Annotated in this window: 16 protein-coding genes; 8 read left to right on the top strand and 8 right to left on the bottom strand. The window is 64.0% G+C overall.

Annotated features, from left to right (window positions below; translation table 11 throughout):
- Positions 1-116 precede the first annotated feature (116 nt).
- The 3 genes from E3U47_RS18895 to E3U47_RS18885 all read right to left on the bottom strand — a co-directional run bounded on the left by E3U47_RS18895 (position 117) and on the right by E3U47_RS18885 (position 3,625).
- The gene (locus tag E3U47_RS18895; RefSeq protein WP_134693188.1) at positions 117-779 is read right to left on the bottom strand and encodes a lysoplasmalogenase; all 663 of its coding nucleotides are present in this window, start codon (positions 777-779) and stop codon (positions 117-119) included.
- A 265-nt stretch (positions 780-1,044) separates the two neighbouring features.
- On the bottom strand, positions 1,045-2,370 hold the full coding sequence (gene aceA / locus E3U47_RS18890; RefSeq protein ID WP_134693187.1) for an isocitrate lyase: 1,326 nt from the start codon (positions 2,368-2,370) through the stop codon (positions 1,045-1,047).
- Positions 2,371-2,860: 490 nt separating this feature from the next.
- Positions 2,861-3,625, bottom strand: a complete 765-nt coding sequence (locus tag E3U47_RS18885; RefSeq protein WP_256660306.1) for a secretin N-terminal domain-containing protein — start codon at positions 3,623-3,625, stop codon at positions 2,861-2,863.
- A 155-nt stretch (positions 3,626-3,780) separates the two neighbouring features.
- On the opposite strand from E3U47_RS18885, the gene E3U47_RS18880 reads away from it, so the two are divergent.
- Positions 3,781-5,223, top strand: coding sequence for a SulP family inorganic anion transporter (locus E3U47_RS18880; protein WP_134693186.1), 1,443 nt, complete (start codon positions 3,781-3,783; stop codon positions 5,221-5,223).
- A gap of 153 nt (positions 5,224-5,376) precedes the next feature.
- Here E3U47_RS18880 and fusA read toward each other — a convergent pair whose 3' ends face one another.
- Both fusA and E3U47_RS18870 read right to left on the bottom strand, forming a co-directional pair.
- Positions 5,377-7,491: an elongation factor G gene (gene fusA / locus E3U47_RS18875; RefSeq protein WP_134693185.1), complete on the bottom strand. Its 2,115-nt coding sequence runs from the start codon at positions 7,489-7,491 to the stop codon at positions 5,377-5,379.
- A gap of 67 nt (positions 7,492-7,558) precedes the next feature.
- On the bottom strand, positions 7,559-7,987 hold the full coding sequence (locus E3U47_RS18870) for a hypothetical protein (protein WP_134693184.1): 429 nt from the start codon (positions 7,985-7,987) through the stop codon (positions 7,559-7,561).
- Between the two features lie 158 nt (positions 7,988-8,145).
- Here E3U47_RS18870 and E3U47_RS18865 point away from each other — a divergent pair, with 158 nt between their 5' ends.
- Positions 8,146-8,448 (top strand): hypothetical protein, encoded by a 303-nt coding sequence (locus tag E3U47_RS18865; protein WP_046855047.1) that lies wholly within the window; start codon positions 8,146-8,148, stop codon positions 8,446-8,448.
- Between the two features lie 3 nt (positions 8,449-8,451).
- Here the strand turns inward: E3U47_RS18865 and E3U47_RS18860 are convergent, their stop codons facing one another.
- Entirely contained in the window at positions 8,452-9,702 is a 1,251-nt protein-coding gene (locus E3U47_RS18860) for an aspartate aminotransferase family protein (protein ID WP_134693183.1), read from the bottom strand.
- Between the two features lie 123 nt (positions 9,703-9,825).
- Entirely contained in the window at positions 9,826-10,722 is an 897-nt protein-coding gene (gene gcvA / locus E3U47_RS18855) for a transcriptional regulator GcvA (RefSeq protein WP_134693182.1), read from the bottom strand.
- A 253-nt stretch (positions 10,723-10,975) separates the two neighbouring features.
- Here gcvA and E3U47_RS18850 point away from each other — a divergent pair, with 253 nt between their 5' ends.
- The 6 genes from E3U47_RS18850 to E3U47_RS18825 all read left to right on the top strand — a co-directional run bounded on the left by E3U47_RS18850 (position 10,976) and on the right by E3U47_RS18825 (position 15,789).
- Entirely contained in the window at positions 10,976-12,361 is a 1,386-nt protein-coding gene (locus E3U47_RS18850) for an amino acid permease (RefSeq protein ID WP_134693181.1), read from the top strand.
- 130 nt (positions 12,362-12,491) lie between these two features.
- Positions 12,492-12,980: a PaaI family thioesterase gene (locus E3U47_RS18845; RefSeq protein WP_134693180.1), complete on the top strand. Its 489-nt coding sequence runs from the start codon at positions 12,492-12,494 to the stop codon at positions 12,978-12,980.
- 282 nt (positions 12,981-13,262) lie between these two features.
- A complete protein-coding gene (locus E3U47_RS18840) occupies positions 13,263-13,658 on the top strand; it encodes a DUF4398 domain-containing protein (protein ID WP_134693179.1) in 396 nt (131 codons plus the stop codon).
- 10 nt (positions 13,659-13,668) lie between these two features.
- The gene (locus E3U47_RS18835; RefSeq protein WP_134693178.1) at positions 13,669-14,439 is read left to right on the top strand and encodes an OmpA family protein; all 771 of its coding nucleotides are present in this window, start codon (positions 13,669-13,671) and stop codon (positions 14,437-14,439) included.
- Between the two features lie 107 nt (positions 14,440-14,546).
- Entirely contained in the window at positions 14,547-15,062 is a 516-nt protein-coding gene (locus tag E3U47_RS18830; protein WP_134693177.1) for a GNAT family N-acetyltransferase, read from the top strand.
- A gap of 31 nt (positions 15,063-15,093) precedes the next feature.
- The gene (locus E3U47_RS18825) at positions 15,094-15,789 is read left to right on the top strand and encodes a glutathione S-transferase N-terminal domain-containing protein (RefSeq protein WP_134693176.1); all 696 of its coding nucleotides are present in this window, start codon (positions 15,094-15,096) and stop codon (positions 15,787-15,789) included.
- A gap of 66 nt (positions 15,790-15,855) precedes the next feature.
- Here the strand turns inward: E3U47_RS18825 and E3U47_RS18820 are convergent.
- On the bottom strand, positions 15,856-17,399 hold a 1,544-nt coding region (locus E3U47_RS18820; protein WP_256660305.1), incomplete at its 5' end, for an inorganic phosphate transporter.

Genomic DNA, 17,399 nt, shown 5'->3' with positions numbered 1-17,399 from the left:
AATTGTGTAATGATAATTAATATCATTTAACTTGAGCTGTATTGTTTTAGCCTTTCTGAGCCTTGCAAAGTTCGTCGGCCAATCGCGCCCCCTTGCCAATGGGAAAAACCCTCGTTCTAGCATTTTGCGCTGCCAGGTGCACCGCCCTGGATCAATACTTTATCGTTTGCGCTGCGGGTCACGGACGTGGCAATCAGCCACTGCCCAAGCCAGTAGGCGAGGATGATCAGGTACTCGGCGGCGGCGAACGGGCTGACGAAGCGGTCGATGCCGATCAGGCTGTCGGAGAACACAAAGGCGCAAGCGCCCAGCGCCGCGAGTCCGCCACAGGCCAAGGCGCGCCAGAGCATGCAGCCGATCGCCAGGGCATACAGCGCCACCGGGATCAGCAGTGGGCCCAGGCCGTGGCTGGCGAGCAGGCCGAGCAGCGAGGCGCCTACCAGCAGTGCGAGGGCCAGTGAGGGATAGGCCGGGCGTTGGGTCAGGCTGTAGTAACCGCGAAGGTACGCCAGGTGGGCGCAAAGGAACGCGGTCAGGCCGAACACGAACAGGTCGCGGGGGATGGCCAGGAGGATGTCGCCGAGCACCGAGAAGGCCAGGCCGATCATGATCCAGCGACGGTAGGGTGTGGCGGGGAAGGTGCTCAGCCAGGCAATCAGGGCGAGCACCGGAATGGGTTTGACCAGCAGGCCAAGCAGGGCGTTGTCGCTGGCCAGCGCATATAGATAGAAGGCGGCGGCTGCGATGGCGACGATGAGCAGGTGGCCAGGGCGGGGCATGGGCAGTCCTTGCTGTGGGGTAGCCACAAGCTTAGACCTGATCCTGGGTTTTGCTGGTAATGCGACCCCTGTAGGAGCGGCCTTGTGCCGCGAAAGGGTTGCGCAGCAGACCTAGGATCTCAGCCTTCATGCAAAGATCGCCGGGGCCGCTTTGCGGCCCTTTCGCGACACGAGGCCGCTCCTACAGGAGGCAGCGTTTGGCCTGGAAATGAAAAAGGCCCGGAATTCTCGCGAATTCCGGGCCTTGTTCAACAGTTCACAGCTATCAGTGGAACTGCTCTTCCTCGGTCGAACCAGTCAGTGCGGTAACCGACGAAGCACCACCCTGGATCACGGTGGTCATGTCGTCGAAGTAGCCGGTGCCGACTTCCTGCTGGTGCGCCACGAAGGTGTAGCCTTTGCTGGCGTCGGCGAACTCCTGCTCCTGCAGCTTGACGTAGGCGGTCATGTCGTTGCGGGCGTAGTCGTGCGCCAGGTTGAACATGCCGTGCCACATGTTGTGGATGCCGGCCAGGGTGATGAACTGGTGCTTGTAGCCCATGGCCGACAGCTCGCGCTGGAACTTGGCGATGGTGGCGTCGTCGAGGTTCTTCTTCCAGTTGAAGGACGGCGAGCAGTTGTACGACAGCAGTTGGTCCGGGTATTCCTTCTTGATCGCTTCGGCGAAGCGACGGGCTTCGTCCAGGTCCGGCTTGGCGGTTTCGCACCAGATCAGGTCGGCGTACGGAGCGTAGGCCAGGCCGCGGGAGATGGCCTGGTCGAGGCCGGCGCGTACCTTGTAGAAACCTTCACGGGTACGCTCGCCGATCACGAACGGCTGGTCGTACGGGTCGCAGTCGCTGGTCAGCAGGTCGGCGGCGTTGGCGTCGGTACGGGCCAGGATGATGGTCGGTACACCAGCAACGTCGGCGGCCAGGCGTGCGGCTACCAGCTTCTGCACGGCTTCCTGGGTCGGTACCAGGACCTTGCCGCCCATGTGGCCACATTTTTTCACCGAGGCCAGTTGGTCTTCGAAGTGCACGCCGGCGGCGCCTGCTTCGATCATGTTCTTCATCAGCTCGTAGGCGTTCAGTACGCCGCCGAAACCGGCTTCGGCGTCAGCCACGATCGGCGCGAAGTAGTCGATGTAGCCGTCGTCGCCTGGGTTCTTGCCGGCTTTCCACTGGATCTGGTCGGCGCGACGGAACGAGTTGTTGATGCGCTTGACCACGGTCGGCACCGAGTCAACCGGGTACAGCGACTGGTCGGGGTACATCGACTCGGCCGAGTTGTTGTCGGCGGCAACCTGCCAGCCGGACAGGTAGATGGCCTGGATGCCGGCCTTGACCTGCTGCACTGCCTGGCCGCCGGTCAGGGCGCCCATGCAGTTGACGAAATCTTTTTCTGGGCGGAAGGACGGGTGGGCACCTTGGGTGACCAGCTTCCACAGTTTCTCTGCGCCCTGGCGAGCCAGGGTATGCTCCGGTTGCAGCGAGCCACGCAGGCGAACGACATCGGCGGCGGTGTAGGTACGGGTCACGCCTTTCCAGCGCGGGTTTTCGGCCCAGTCTTTCTCGAGGGCTGCAATTTGCTGTTCGCGTGTCAGTGCCATGGAAATAAACCTCGTCGCATCGATCTTGAGTGTAATTGTGCTGATGCTCGGATACGCGGCTCAGAGGGCCAGGCTGTGCTGTCCGGGGGAGTGCGGCGGCGAACGGGGAAGTGCGAAGGGGAAGGGTGGGCAGGCCAGGCGAAGGTGTGCCCTGCAGGTTGGCTCGTGGATGCCTTGCTGCGGTGCGACGCGATTGCCAGAACTGCGGTGATGCGCTTCCGTCCCTCGGGACAACTTCTTCGTTGCAGTCGCAATCCCGTCGAACCGCCTTGTGGGCCGTATGGACACGAGGTGCCTCCACGGTGGGAGGAGCGCACCTCGAAGACCCTTGCCAGGGCCTCTGATTAGCGGGAGCGAGGCCATCATGCCCTTGCCAAAAAGAGCCTGTCAAATGTTTTGTAGTGCTTTTTTTGTGTTACTACATCTTTGGTCTAACGCGACTTGGCGGTCAGTTTCAAGGCCCTTGGTCGAGGCCTTGATTTGCCTGGGATCAGTCGACCAGGTCGACCTTGACCCGCAAAGTCATGTTTTCACCGCGCTGGGTGCTGTAACTGAGGCTTGACGCGCTGCGTTCGGATTGACTCTGCTGATTGAACCCGGCCAGGGTGATCCACTCGCCGAGCTTGCCGGTGACGGTCGTGTCGGTGCTCTGCACTTTCACTACATCGGCACGTTCCTGGCTCATTCGATCATTATTAGTGCTGATTTGCAGACGAACCGTGTCGCCGCTCAGGCGTGGCGTGACGTAGAAACCCTGGGTGACATTGCGGTATTCGGTGTTGCTCTGGATGCGCCCGTAACCGTCGGTGGCGGTGCTGGTGACGGGGATGCTCTGGCCCACCTGGATCAGTGCCGGCTGACCGTCGCTAGCCTGCACCTGCTGCATGCCGCCTTCGCGGTTGGCGGTGCCGTAGCGGATGACCCGCGCGTTGCCGCGGTTGTCCTGGAAGTTGCTGTCGTTGTTGTCGACGCTGATCAGTAGGCGCTTGGGCGCGGTGTCGAGTTGTTGCAGCAGGGCGCGCAGGTCGTCGATGCGCTGCTGCGCTGCGTTGACGATCAGCTTGTCCTCGAAGGTGCTGACCGTGCCATCCTTGCCGAGAAACGACTGGGCGGCAGGCAGCAGTTCGGCGCTGCTGCGGTGCTGTAGCGGGATAACCTCGGTGGCGGCCTGGGCGGTCAGGCTGGCGGCCAGCAGCAGCGAGGCGAGGAGGGGGCGTAGCGGCATGTCCATGATCTCCGCGGGTGGAGTGAACATGATGGCAAATTTGTCGGCATCTTGCCGGGTGTGGATCACAGCGGGATGAATTAATGCGCGGTGGCTGCTGTCAGACAAATTCCGTAACATCCCGGTCCTCGATTTCAAGCTCACCCCTCGCGGCCCTATTGCGCGGGGTTGTTTACAGGATCTCCATGAAACCCGCACGCCTACGCGCCGACCTGCTCGCCGGCCTCACCACTTCGTTCGCCTTGGTGCCGGAGTGCATCGCCTTCGCCCTGGTGGCTCACCTCAACCCGCTGATGGGCCTGTATGGCGCCTTTATCATCTGCACGCTCACCGCGCTGTTCGGCGGCCGCCCGGGCATGATTTCCGGCGCTGCCGGCTCCATGGCGGTGGTGATCGTCGCCCTGGTGGTGCAGCACGGTGCCCAGTACCTGCTGGCCACGGTGCTGCTGGGCGGGGTGGTGATGATCCTGTTCGGCGCGCTGCGCCTGGGCAAGCTGGTGCGCCTGGTGCCGTACCCGGTGATGCTTGGCTTCGTCAATGGCCTGGCCATCGTCATCGCCCTGGCTCAGCTGGAGCATTTCAAGGACGGTGAACACTGGCTCAGCGGTGCGCCGCTGTACCTGATGATCGGCCTGGTGGCGCTGACCATGGCGGTGGTCTACGTACTGCCCAAACTGACCCGCGCGGTGCCGCCGGCGTTGGTGGCGATCCTCGGTGTTGGCCTGCTGGTGTACCTGCTGGGGCTGCCAACGCGCACCCTCGGCGACATGGCGCACATCGCCGGCGGCTTGCCGTCGCTGGCCCTGCCGGATATCCCGTGGAACCTCGAGACCCTGAAGATCATCGCCCCCTATGCGGTGTTGATGGCCATGGTCGGCCTGCTGGAAACCCTGCTGACTCTCAACCTCACCGACGAGGTCACCGAAAGCCGCGGTTACCCGGACCGCGAGTGCGTGGCCCTGGGCGCGGCCAACATGGTCTCGGGTCTGTGTGGCGGCATGGGCGGCTGCGCGATGATCGGCCAGACGGTGATCAACCTCAGTTCCAATGGCCGGGGTCGGTTGTCGGGCGTGGTGGCAGGGGTGATGATCCTGCTATTCGTGCTGTTCCTGTCACCGCTGATCGAACGCATTCCTCTGGCGGCGCTGGTCGGGGTGATGTTCGTGGTCGCCCAGCAGACCTTCGCCTGGGCCTCCTTGCGGGTGCTGCACAAGGTGCCGGTGAGCGATGTGCTGGCGATCGTCGCGGTGACGGTGGTGACGGTGTTCACCGACTTGGCCACGGCGGTGCTGTTCGGCATCGTCATCGCCGCGATCAACTTCGCCTGGCAGCATGCCCGCGAGCTGTACGCCGACAGTCATGTCGATGCGGCAGGCGACAAGCATTACCAGGTGCATGGCACGCTGTTCTTCGCCTCGACCACGCCGTTTCTGAACCAGTTCGACCCGGCCAATGATCCGGCCAGGGTGACCTTGGATTGTCAGCATTTGAGCTTTGTCGATTATTCGGCGATAGCTGCGTTGCAGACCTTGCGCGAGCGGTATGCCAAGGCCGGGAAGCAGTTGCGGGTGGTGCATCTGTCGGAACGCTGCAAGAAGCTGCTCAAGCGGGCGGGTGATCAGCACTGAATTTGTGCTTACGGGTACGATCGTTATAGGAGCGGCCTTGCGTCGCGAAAGGGCCGCGTAGCGGCCCCAGGATTTCAGTGTTGGGCAAAGAGCGCCGGGGCTGCTTCGCGACCCTTTCGCGACGCAAGGCCGCTCCTACAAGGATCGTGTGTCTTATGACTCGCCGCGATTCTTCTTCACGATGCCATCGGCAATGCTCGCCGGTGCCTCGGCATAGCGGGTGAACTCCATCGTGTAGCTGGCCCGACCCTGGGTCATCGAGCGCATCGAGGTGGCGTAGCCGAACATCTCGCCCAATGGCACCTCGGCGCGGATCACCTTGCCGGCCGGCGTTTCGTCGCCATCCTGGATCATCCCCCGGCGCCGGCTCAGGTCGCCCATGATGTCGCCCTGGTACTCCTCGGGCGTCACCACCTCGACCTTCATCACCGGCTCCAGCAGCACCGCGCCGCCTTTTTGTGACAACTGCTTGGTGGCCATCGAGGCGGCAATCTTGTAGGCCATCTCGTTGGAGTCGACGTCGTGGTACGAGCCGTCGAACACCGCCGCCTTGAGGTTGATCAGCGGGTAGCCGGCGAGCACGCCGTTCTTCATTTGCTCCTCGATGCCTTTCTGGATCGCCGGGATGTACTCGCGCGGCACCACGCCGCCGACGATCTCGTTGACGAACTCCAGGCCTTCCTTGCCTTCGTCGCCCGGGGCGAAGCGGATCCAGCAGTGGCCATACTGGCCACGCCCGCCTGATTGGCGCACGAAACGCCCTTCGATCTCGCAGGTGTTGCGGATCTTCTCGCGGTACGCCACCTGCGGCTTGCCGATATTGGCTTCGACGTTGAACTCGCGGCGCATGCGGTCGACGATGATGTCCAGGTGCAGCTCGCCCATGCCGGAGATGATGGTCTGGCCGGTTTCCTCGTCGGTCTTGACCCGGAACGACGGGTCCTCCTGGGCCAGCTTGCTCAGGGCGATGCCCATTTTCTCCTGGTCGCCCTTGGTCTTCGGCTCCACCGCCACGGAGATCACTGGGTCGGGGAAATCCATGCGCTCAAGGATGATCGGCTTGTCCATGTCGCACAGGGTGTCGCCGGTGGTGACGTCCTTCATGCCGATCAACGCGGCGATATCGCCGGCGCACACGTCCTTGATCTCGGCACGCTGGTTGGCGTGCATCTGCACCATGCGGCCGATACGCTCCTTCTTGCCCTTGACCGAATTGAGCACCGCATTGCCGGAGCTGAGCACACCAGAGTAGACGCGAGCGAAGGTCAGGGTGCCGACGAACGGGTCGGTGGCGATCTTGAAGGCCAGGGCCGAGAACGGTTCCTTGTCGTCGGCGTGGCGTTCCAGGTGCTTGTCTTCATCGTCCGGGTCGGTGCCCTTGATCGCCGGGATTTCGGAGGGGGCGGGGAGGTAGTCGATCACCGCGTCGAGCATCAGCGGCACACCCTTGTTCTTGAACGATGAGCCGAGGATAGTCGGCACGATCTCATTGGCGATGGTGCGCTGGCGCAGGGCGGCCTTGATTTCGTCGATGGTCAGTTCCTCGCCGTCGAGGAATTTCATGGTCAGCTCGTCGCTGGCTTCGGCCGCCGCTTCGATCATGTGCGCGCGCCATTCATCGGCCAGTGCCTTGAGCTCGGCCGGAATCTCTTCTTCGCGATAGCTGGTGCCCTGGTCGGCGTCGTTCCAGTAGATGGCCTTCATCTTCACCAGGTCGATCTGGCCGATGAAGTTTTCCTCGGCACCGATGGCCAGCTGGATTGGCACGGGGTGATGCCCCAGGCGCTTGTCGATCTGCTTGACCACGCGCAGGAAATCCGCGCCCTGGCGGTCCATCTTGTTGATATAGGCCAGGCGCGGGACATGGTACTTGTTGGCCTGGCGCCACACCGTCTCGGACTGCGGCTCGACGCCGTCGGCGCCGCTGAACACCACCACCGCGCCATCGAGCACGCGCAGCGAGCGCTCCACCTCGATGGTGAAGTCGACGTGGCCGGGGGTGTCGATGATATTGAAGCGGTACTTGTGCTCGAACTGCTTGGTCGAGCCCTGCCAGAAGGCCGTGGTGGCCGCCGAGGTGATGGTGATGCCGCGCTCCTGCTCCTGAGCCATCCAGTCCATGGTCGCGGCGCCGTCGTGCACCTCGCCCATCTTGTGGTTGACCCCGGTGTAGAACAGGATCCGTTCGGTGGTGGTGGTCTTGCCGGCATCCACGTGAGCGACAATGCCGATATTGCGGTACAGCTCGATGGGAGTCGTGCGGGCCATGGCGGGTCACCTGCGGGTGAGGATTCTCCCAAGGTAGCAGAGCGGGAGAATCCTGCCGGGGTGACCGTCAGTCGGCGAGTACCTGCAGTTGCCACTGGCCCTCGGCTTCACGTGCCAGGCCGCTGGCCGGCAACAGGGCCAGCAGGCGTTCGTGCAGGGCCACGTCGGTGAAGGCCTTGAGGGTAGTCATGTCCAACGCGCCGACGGTGATCAGTTCGGCCTTGGTGTAGGACAGCCACGCCTTCTTCAGTACCATCAACACGTCGCTGCCGGCAGTACTGGCAAAGCGTCGGTGCAGGGTGCGGCCTTCCAGTTCGAAGCTGTGGCGGTGGCTGTAGGTGCTCTCGTCGGCATTGCCCTCGACGCAGCGGTGGCAGCGGCAGGGGCCGTCGCCGAAGGCGTTGCGCAGGTAGGCGTTGAAGTCCACGACGGGTTTGAGGGTCAGGCGTTTGTCGACCTCGAACAGGTCGGCGATCAGGGGAAGTTCTGCGCTCACTCGGTATCCTCGCGTGGTGTGGCGTGCATCGGCGGGCACCCTAACAGATCGGGGCGGGGGAGGCCATGCCGTACCTTCCACGAGGCCGCTAGAGACAACAACCACCGTCTGCCGTACCCTAGCGCCAATTTTCGCACCCTACCCCGAGGTAACCCCGCTTGAGCAGCAAGTACCCCTACATCGCCACCGTGACCGTCAGCGCCGAAGACCGTGGGGGCGACACCGAGGCTTCGGAAAACAGCAACATGCGCGTGGGCCTCGAGGCGGTAACCGAAGTGCTGAAGAAGGTGCATTTCGTCGGAACGCTCGCGGCACCAGAAAAAGGCGCCACGCACATCTGCGTCACGTTGGAAAATGGCCTTACTTACTACGGCCTGATCGTCAACGGCCATGCCGAACTCGAAGGCGGCTGGATCGCCTTCGAATGCGACATGCCCACCCCCGAAGAGCTGGGCCTGTAAGCCTTACCCCAGTTCAGCCAGGCACTGCTCGAGGATATCCAGCCCTTCCTCGAACACCTCGGCCTCGATGGTCAGCGGCGCCAGCAGGCGGATGATATGCCGCGCCTTGCCACTGGGCATCAACAACAACCCCTTGGCACGCGCTGCCTCCAGCACCTTGGCCAACTGTGCCGGTGCTGGGCTGCCATCGCCGTTGACGAGCTCCAGACCGCGCATGGCGCCGACGCCGGTCAGACGGCCGAGCGAGCTGGACAATCCTGCAGCTTTCCAGCGTGCATGGCGTGCGACGATGGCCTGCTCCTGGCGTTCGCCCCAGGTGGCGAGGTTGTCGTCGGTCATCTGCGCAAGGCTCGCCAAGGCCGCCGCACAGGCGATCGGATTGCCCGAATAAGTGCCGCCCAGGCCGCCCTTGGGCAGCGAGTCCATGATCTCCCGGCGGCCGACCACCGCGCCCAGGGGCATGCCGCCGGCAATGCTCTTGGCCAGCAGCAGCAGGTCCGGCTCGATCCCCAGGCGGGTGAAGGCGAAGCGCTGGCCGGTGCGGCCGAAGCCGGACTGGATCTCGTCGATGATGATCAGGATTGCGTGCTCGTCACAGAAGCGGCGCAGGGCCTGGGCGAAGGCTGGGTCGAGGGCGAGGAAGCCGCCTTCGCCCTGCACCGGCTCGAAGATGAACGCGGCCACGTCTTCCACCGCCAGCTCGACGCTGAACAGCCGCTCCATGGCCTTGAGTGCCTGTTCGCAGGTCACCCCGGTGTCGGCGCTGGGGTAGGGCAGGTGGTACACCGGGCCGGGCAGTTCGCCAACCCGCTGCTTGTACGGGGCGACCTTGCCGTTGAGGTTGAGGGTGGCCAGGGTGCGGCCATGGAAAGCGCCGTCGAAGGCGACGATGGCCCGCTTGCCGGTGGCGCCGCGGGCAACTTTCAAGGCATTCTCGGCCGCTTCCGCGCCGCTGTTGGTGAGCATGCCGGCCAGCGGGTAGCTGAGCGGCACGAACGTGCTCAGGCGTGCCATCAGTTCCAGGTAGGGACCATGGGGGGCGGCGTTGAAGGCGTAATGGGTCAGGCGCGTGGCTTGCTGCTGGATGGCCGCGACCACCGCAGGGTTGCAATGGCCCAGGTTGAGTACGCCGATACCGCCGACGAAGTCGATATAACGCTTGCCTTCGGTATCCCAGACTTCGGCATTACGGCCATGGGAAAGTGTGATCGGATGAACGATGGCAATGGACTGGCTGATACTTTCCTGGTGCATGCGCGAGTGGCCTGTTGTTCGAGTTGATTAATATCCAAGCGTGCCGCGGATATATTGTGCAAACGAATTATTGGATTGCGGTCATTCCTTAAATTCATGATATTTCGTGTCCCGCGACGGCTTTCAATCGGCCTGCGCCACTCGCTCGCGAATCCATTCGACGAACGCCCGCACCTTGGGCACCTCGGCGGCATGCTCGGCATGGGCCATGAAATGCCGGCCGTTGCTCGCCAGCGGGTGGTCCCAGGCCACCACCAACTTGCCCTCGGCCAGCTCCTCGGCCACCAGGTAGCGCGGGATCAGGGCGACGCCGCAACCGGCGATGGCGGCGCGAATGCACAGGTAGAACGTGTCGAAGCGTGGTCCGTGGTAGCTGTTCTGGCTGTGCAGCCCCAGGCCGAGGAACCATTCATGCCAGGCCTCCGGGCGCGATGCGCATTGCAGCAGGCGGTGTTCGGCCAGCTCGCCAGCGCTGGCAAAGCGCCGCTGCGCCAGCAGCGTTGGGGCACATACCGGTATCACCGCCTCGCTGAACAGCTCGATGCAGGTCGCCCCCGGCCAGGTGCCCTGGCCGAAGAAGAACGCGACATCGGCCTTGGCCTGCACCAGGTCGAAAGGTTCCAGCTCGTTGCGGATGTCCAGGTGGATGCGCGGGTGGCGGTCGCCGAAACCCTTGAGCCTGGGCACCAGCCAGCGCGCACCGAAGGTCGGCTGGGTGGCGATGCGCAGCACCTCGGTCTCGTCGCCGTAGCTGAGGATGTAGCGGCTGGAGATGTCGATCTGGGTGAGGATCTTGTGCACCTCGGTGAGGTACAGCGCGCCCGCGGGGGTCAGTTGCAGGCGCCGGCGAATACGCTGGAACAATGGGTGGGCAAGCATGTCCTCGAGCTGCGCCACCTGCTTGCTGACGGCGCTCTGGGTCAGGTGCAGTTCCTGCGCCGCGCGGGTGAAGCTCAGATGGCGGGCGGCCGCCTCGAAGCATTGCAGGGCGGTGGTCGAAGGCATCAGGCGTTTGGACATGACGAGGCGTTACCCTGCAAAAACGGAAGGAATTCATTCTTTAAGGGAATGATGTGCTTCGAAAAGGTCGTTTGTTGGCGCGTGCCTATAGATTAATACTGACCTGCATCAACGCTGACAACTGGTTATTTGCAAAGGCGGCTTGGCCCATTGCCGGCGTTTGACAAGAACAACAACGTGCAACTCAAACAGTCTTGAATGTTGCTCCAACTTCAGTCGCCCCCGCGGCGGCCGACCCACTCGAGGGTTCCCCATGGCATCGCCAGACAACAAGAAACAGCGCGCCCTGCAACACGGCCTGACCTCGCGCCAGGTGTCGATGATCTCGATTGCCGGCATCATCGGCGCGGGGCTGTTCATCGGCTCCTCCAACGCCATTGCCACCGCAGGCCCTGCCATCCTCATTTCCTACGCCATGACTGGCCTTTTGGTGCTGCTGGTGATGCGCATGCTAGGTGAAATGGCCATCGCCAACCCCAACAGCGGCTCATTCTCGACCTACGCCTCGCAGGCCATCGGGCCATGGGCGGGCTTCACCATCGGCTGGCTGTACTGGTGGTTCTGGGTGCTGATCATCCCGGTCGAGGCGATTGCCGGCGCGGATATCCTGCATGCCTACTTCCCTGGCGTGCCGTCCTGGCTGTTCGCCTTCCTGATCATGCTGTTGCTGTCGGCTACCAACCTGGTCAGCGTGAAGAACTTCGGCGCCTTCGAATACTGGTTCGCCCTGGTCAAGGTGGTGGCGATCATCGCCTTCATCGTGGTCTGCAGCCTGGCGGTGTTCGGTGCCTGGCCGTTGGCCGAGGTGTCCGGGGTCAGCCGCCTGTGGGACAACGGCGGCTTCATGCCCAACGGCTTTGGCACTGTGCTGGGCGGTGTGCTGATCACCATCTTCTCGTTCTTCGGCGCGGAGATCGTCACCATCGCTGCCGACGAGACCGCCAACCCCAAGGACAAGATCCGCCGCGCCACCAACCTGGTGGTGTACCGCATCGCCATCTTCTACCTGGCGTCGATCTTCCTGGTGGTGTCGCTGGTGGCGTGGAACGACCCGGGGCTCAAGGCGGTGGGGTCGTTCCAGCGGGTGCTGGAAGTGCTCAACGTGCCTGGCGCCAAGCTGCTGGTAGACCTGGTGGTGCTGGTGGCGGTCACCAGTTGCATGAACTCCGGCTTGTACACGGCTTCGCGGATGCTCTATTCGCTGGGCGCTCGTGGCCAGGCGCTGCAAATGACCAAGCGCATTTCCGGCGCCGGCGTACCGACCGTGGCGGTGATCCTCTCGACCCTCGCCGGTTTTGCCGGATGCCTGGTCAACTATGTGTTTCCCGGCAAGGTCTTCGGCTTTTTGCTGTCCACCACCGGCGCCATCGCCTTGCTGGTATACCTGGTGATCGCCGTGTCGCAGTTGCGCATGCGCGCCCGCGCCGAGCGTGAAGGGCGCGCGCTGGAGTTGAAAATGTGGCTGTTCCCCTGGCTGACCTGGTTGGTGATCGGCACCATCCTGATGGTGCTGGGCTACATGCTGTTCAGCGACGCCTATCGCTACGAAACCTTGATGACGGCCGGGGTTACCTTGTTCATCTTGCTGGTGTCGCTGACCCAGCGGCGCAACCGGGTCGGCGTGTTGCTCAACGCCTGAAAGCTGCCGTGCACCGCGTTGCCTGGTTCGCCAGCAAGCTGGCTCCTACATTGCTCATTGGCGCAGGTGGGGCGGGGCGCTACCATCGGTCTGCGCTACCTGCCCCAACACCAACAAGCAAAGGACGCCCATGACCGACTCCCTGCAACACCGCGCCGCTCCCGACGGTATCTGCTATGGCTGCGGCTGTGCCCACCCCAGCGGCCTGCATGTGCAGAGCCACTGGGACGCCGACGGTATCCACCTGCTGTGCCGGCACACCCCGGACGCGACCTTCACCGGCTGGCCCGGGCTGGTCTACGGCGGTCTGCTGGCGATGCTGGTCGACTGCCACTCCAACTGGGCCGCCATGGCCTACCACTACCGCGCCGAAGGCCGCGAGCCGGGCAGCCTGCCGCGCATCGACTGCGTTACCGGTCAACTCGGGTTGAGCTACCTAAAGCCCACGCCGATGGGCGTCGAGCTGCTGCTCAAGGCGCGTGTCGAGGGCGAGCTCGGGCGCAAGAGCCGGGTGATCTGCGAGGTCTGGGCCGGCGATGTGCTGACCGTGCGCGCCGACTCGGTGTTCGTGCGGGTCGATACCGAACAACTCAAGCTTCAGGCCCATGGCCAGCGCTGAGCGTCAGGTCATCGAGCGGTGCTCCAGCGCCGCTCCCCTTGTTGAAAATCCTTATAGCCCACTGTTGAAAAGTCCTATTCGGCTGGCTGTTCGCTGGGAATAGTCTTACCCAGCTTTTGCAGCAGTCTGTCATGAGCGCTCTCGATTTCCTTAGTGCGAACGCATTCGACATACGAGTGCGGTCGCTTTCTTGATGAGCCGCTCAGACATTTCCCGCGCTTTGCCGTGATCAGCGATGTTCGCCGATCACCCTGAGCGCGAGCGCAGCCAAGGAGCTTTTCCATGCGTGTCCGTTTCAATCGCAAGACGTTGCCGCTGGTCGGTGTGCTCATGATCATGGGCGGCTGTGCCAGCGTGGTGGTACCCACCGAACAGGTCGAACTCACCCGCAGCGCCGTCCACCGCGCCGTCACCGCCGATGCAACCCAATACGCGCCGCTAGAGATGCGCGCTGCCCAGGACAAGCTCGGTGCGATGGACCGCGCCCTGGGCGAAAAACACTACGAACAGGTGCGGACCTTGGCCCAGCAGGCCGAGGCCGATGCCCGCCTGGCGGAAACCAAGGCCCGGGCGTCGCGTGCCGAAGAGCAGTTGAACACGGCGGAAAAAGGCATCGATGTGCTCAAGCATGAATTGCTGAGCGAGCCGAATGCCGTGCCGACCCAGCCTGGCCAATAAGGAGCCGAACATGTCGAAACGTTATCTGTTGCCGGCCATGACCGTGCTTGCCCTGGTGGTCGGCGGTTGCGCCGCCACTCCGGAAAGTCCAGACCTGGTACAGGCCCGTGAAGCCTTCACGGCGTTGCAGGGCAAACCGCAGGCGCACCGCATGGCTGCCCTCGAGACCCAGCAGGCGCAAGCCGCGCTGGGCAAGGCCGAGGCGGTTTCGCTGAGCGATCGCAAGGCGCCCGAGGTAGAGCAATTGGCCTACCTGGCCAAACGCCAGATCGAGACGGCTGAAGCCACCATCCGCCTGCGCCAGGCCGAGGCCGGCATGCGCGGGATCGAGGCCCGTCGCGCCGAAGCACGCCTGCAGGTGCGTACCGCCCAGCTCAATGCGCTCAAGGCCCTCAAGGGCCAGCAGAGCGAGCGTGGCACGGTGGTGACCTTCGGCGATGTGCTGTTCGACACCGGGCGTGCCGAGCTGCGTGGCCGCAGCCATGACGATATCCAGCGGTTGGCGCAGTTCCTGCGCGACAACCCCGAGCGCCAGGTGCGCATCGAAGGCTTCACCGATTCCACTGGCGGTGACGCGCTGAACCTGCGCTTGTCGGAGAACCGTGCACAGGCCGTGGCCCGTGCGTTGCAGCGCCAGGGGGTGGAGCCTGCGCGTATCGCCACCAGCGGCTATGGCAAGGCGCACCCGGTGGCGAGCAACAGCGATGCCCATTCGCGCCAGCTCAACCGGCGGGTGGAAGTGATCATCTCGCAAGGGGCGGAGGCAGTGCGGGCCCGTTGAGGTCCGCCGCAGGCGACCCGGCGCGTGCCGGGTCGCCTTTTCATTTGCAGCGCCCGGGCTGGGCTGGCATTGTCGCAGGCAATCCGGCTGCTCGACAGGATGTTGCCATGCCCTACCAGATTCGCCCGGCCCGCAGTGACGACTGTGTGGCCCTGAGCCAGGTTGGCCAGGCCACCTTTGCCCTGGCCAGCCCGCCCGACAGCGCGCCTGCGGCGCTGCGACACTACATCGCGCACAACCTGCAGCCCGAGCATTTCCAGGCCCATCTGCGCGACCCGCACAAGCGCCTGCTGGTGGTGGAGCAGGTGGACCAGGTGCTGGGCTACAGCATGCTCGATCTGGCCCCCGGTACGCTGGGTATCGCCGACGCCGACCCACTGGTCGAGATATCCCGCTGCTATGTAGTGCCCTGTGCCCACGGCCTGGGCGCGGCGCAGCAACTGCTCGAGGTCACCCTGGCCCAGGCGCCCGGCGCGGTGCGCCTGACCGTCAACGAAGGCAATGCGCGGGCGATCCGCTTTTACCAGCGCAACGGTTTTCGCAAGGTGGGGGAGGCGATCTTTCCCTGCGGCGATGAGCGCCACCGAGACTGGGTGATGGTCAGGATGCCTGCGGACGATTAGATTGGCCCTTTCCCACTGCCAAGGCGCGAGCATGTCTGACCTCAACGCATTCCCCATCACCCGCAAATGGCCGGCCCGCCACCCGCAGCGCCTGCAACTGTATTCGCTGGCCACGCCCAACGGCGTCAAGGTGTCGATCATGCTCGAGGAGATCGGCCTGCCTTACGAGGTGCACAAGATCAGCTTCGACAGCGAGGAGCAACTGAGCCCGGAGTTCATCTCGCTCAGCGCCAACAACAAGATTCCGGCGATCCTCGACCCTGCGGGGCCAGGTGGACAGCCGCTGGCGTTGTTCGAGTCGGGCGCGATCCTGCAATACCTGGCGGAAAAGAGCGGCCAGTTGCTTAGCCACGACCCGGCCCAGCGTTACCTGACCCTGCAGTGGCTGATGTTCCAGATGGGCGGCATCGGGCCGATGTTCGGCCAGGTGGGGTTCTTCCATTTCTTCGCTGGCAAGGCCTATGAGGACAAGCGCCCGCGCGACCGCTACGTCAACGAGTCCAAGCGCTTGCTGGGCGTGCTCGACCGTCATCTGCAAGGCCGCCAGTGGATGGTCGATGACTACAGCATCGCCGATATCGCCATCCTCCCCTGGGTGCGTAACCTGGTGGAGCGCTACAACGCCCGGGACCTGGTGGAGTTCGAGCGTTTCAAGGAAGTGCAGCGGGTGCTGGCGGCCTTCCTCGAGCGTCCGGCCGTGCAGCGGGGCCTGCAGATTCCGGCCTAAGGTGTTGAGTATTGGCGCTCGACTTGGGCTTGTAGGGGGCGCCTTGCGCCCCCAGCGGCAAGATCCTCAAAGGATCTGGTTCAACAACCAGTACAAGCATCCTGCCAGCAACATCGCCGCCGGCAGCGTCAGTACCCAGGCCATCAGCAGGTTCACCAGCGTGCGCCGCTGGATCCCCGAACCATTGGCGACCATGCTCCCGGCCACGCCCGAACTCAGCACATGGGTGGTCGACACCGGCAGGCCGAACAGGTCCGCCGCGCCGATGGTGCACATCGCCACCACCTCCGCCGAAGCCCCTTGGGCATAGCTCAGGTGGGTCTTGCCGATCTTCTCGCCCACCGTCACCACAATGCGCCGCCAGCCGACCATGGTGCCCAGGCCCAGGGCGATGGCCACCGCCACCTTGACCCACAGCGGGATATAACGGGTGGCGTCGTCCAGCTGGCGCTTGAACAACTGCACATGGCGCTGGGTGTCGGCGTCGAAGGCCAGCAACTGCTGTTTTTCGAGCTGGCGGATCGCTTCGCTGGTCAGGTACATGTCGTTGCGCACGTTGGCCATGGCCTCGGCCGGGACGCGGTTCAACGAGCCATAGCCCTTGACCTCCTCGCCGATCATGCCGGTCAGCGCGGCCAAGGCCGGGACCAGCTCGGCGCTGGCCCGGGGCTCGCCGATGAACGCGGTCAGGACCTGGCGCGGATCGACCGGGGCCGGCTCCGGCGCCGCGCGCACCAGCGCCTGGCGGGTCACTTCGGCGACTGCCGAAAACTGCAGGGCCTGCTCGCTGGGCATGGTCTTGTTCAGGGCGTAGGCCATCGGCAAGGTGCCCACCAGGATCAGCATGATCAGCCCCATGCCCTTTTGCCCGTCGTTGGAGCCATGGGCGAACGACACGCCGGTACAGGTGAGGATCAGCACGCCGCGGATCCACCACGGCGGCGGGGTCTGCCCCTGCGGTGCCTGGTACAGCTCGCGGCGCTTGACCAGCGCGCGCAGGGCCAGCAACAGCAGGGCGGCGCAGGCGAAACCGATCAAGGGCGAGAACAGCAGGGCATAGCCGACCTTGCTGGCCTGGGTCCAGTCCACGCCACTGCTGCCGTCGCGTCCGTGCATCAGCGCGTTGGCCACGCCCACGCCGATTATCGAGCCGATCAGGGTATGCGAGGACGATGCCGGCAGGCCCAGCCACCAGGTGCCGAGGTTCCAGATGATCGCTGCCAGCAGCAGGGCGAAGACCATGGCGAAGCCGGCCGAGGAGCCGACTTGCAGGATCAGCTCCACCGGTAACAGGGCAATGATGCCGAAGGCAACCGCGCCGCTGGAAAGCAGCACGCCGAGGAAATTGCACAAGCCCGACCAGACCACCGCCACCGGCGCCGGCAGCGAGTGGGTGTAGATCACCGTGGCCACGGCGTTGGCGGTGTCGTGGAAACCGTTGACGAACTCGAAGCCCAGGGCGATCAGCAGCGCCAGGCCAAGCAGCAGGAAGGGCGTAAGGGTGGTGACGGTGGCGCCGCTGGCACTGACGTCCTGCTTGAGGCTCCAGAAGGTGTAGGCCAGGCCGGCCAGCAGCAGGCCGAAGAACAGCACCAGGGTGGCGCGGCCAG

The organism is Pseudomonas sp. RIT623, assembly GCF_004519305.1.
In the GTDB taxonomy this organism is placed as follows: domain Bacteria; phylum Pseudomonadota; class Gammaproteobacteria; order Pseudomonadales; family Pseudomonadaceae; genus Aquipseudomonas.
Note: the sequence above shows the minus strand (reverse complement) of the source record. Positions and strands in the feature narration are given on the sequence as shown.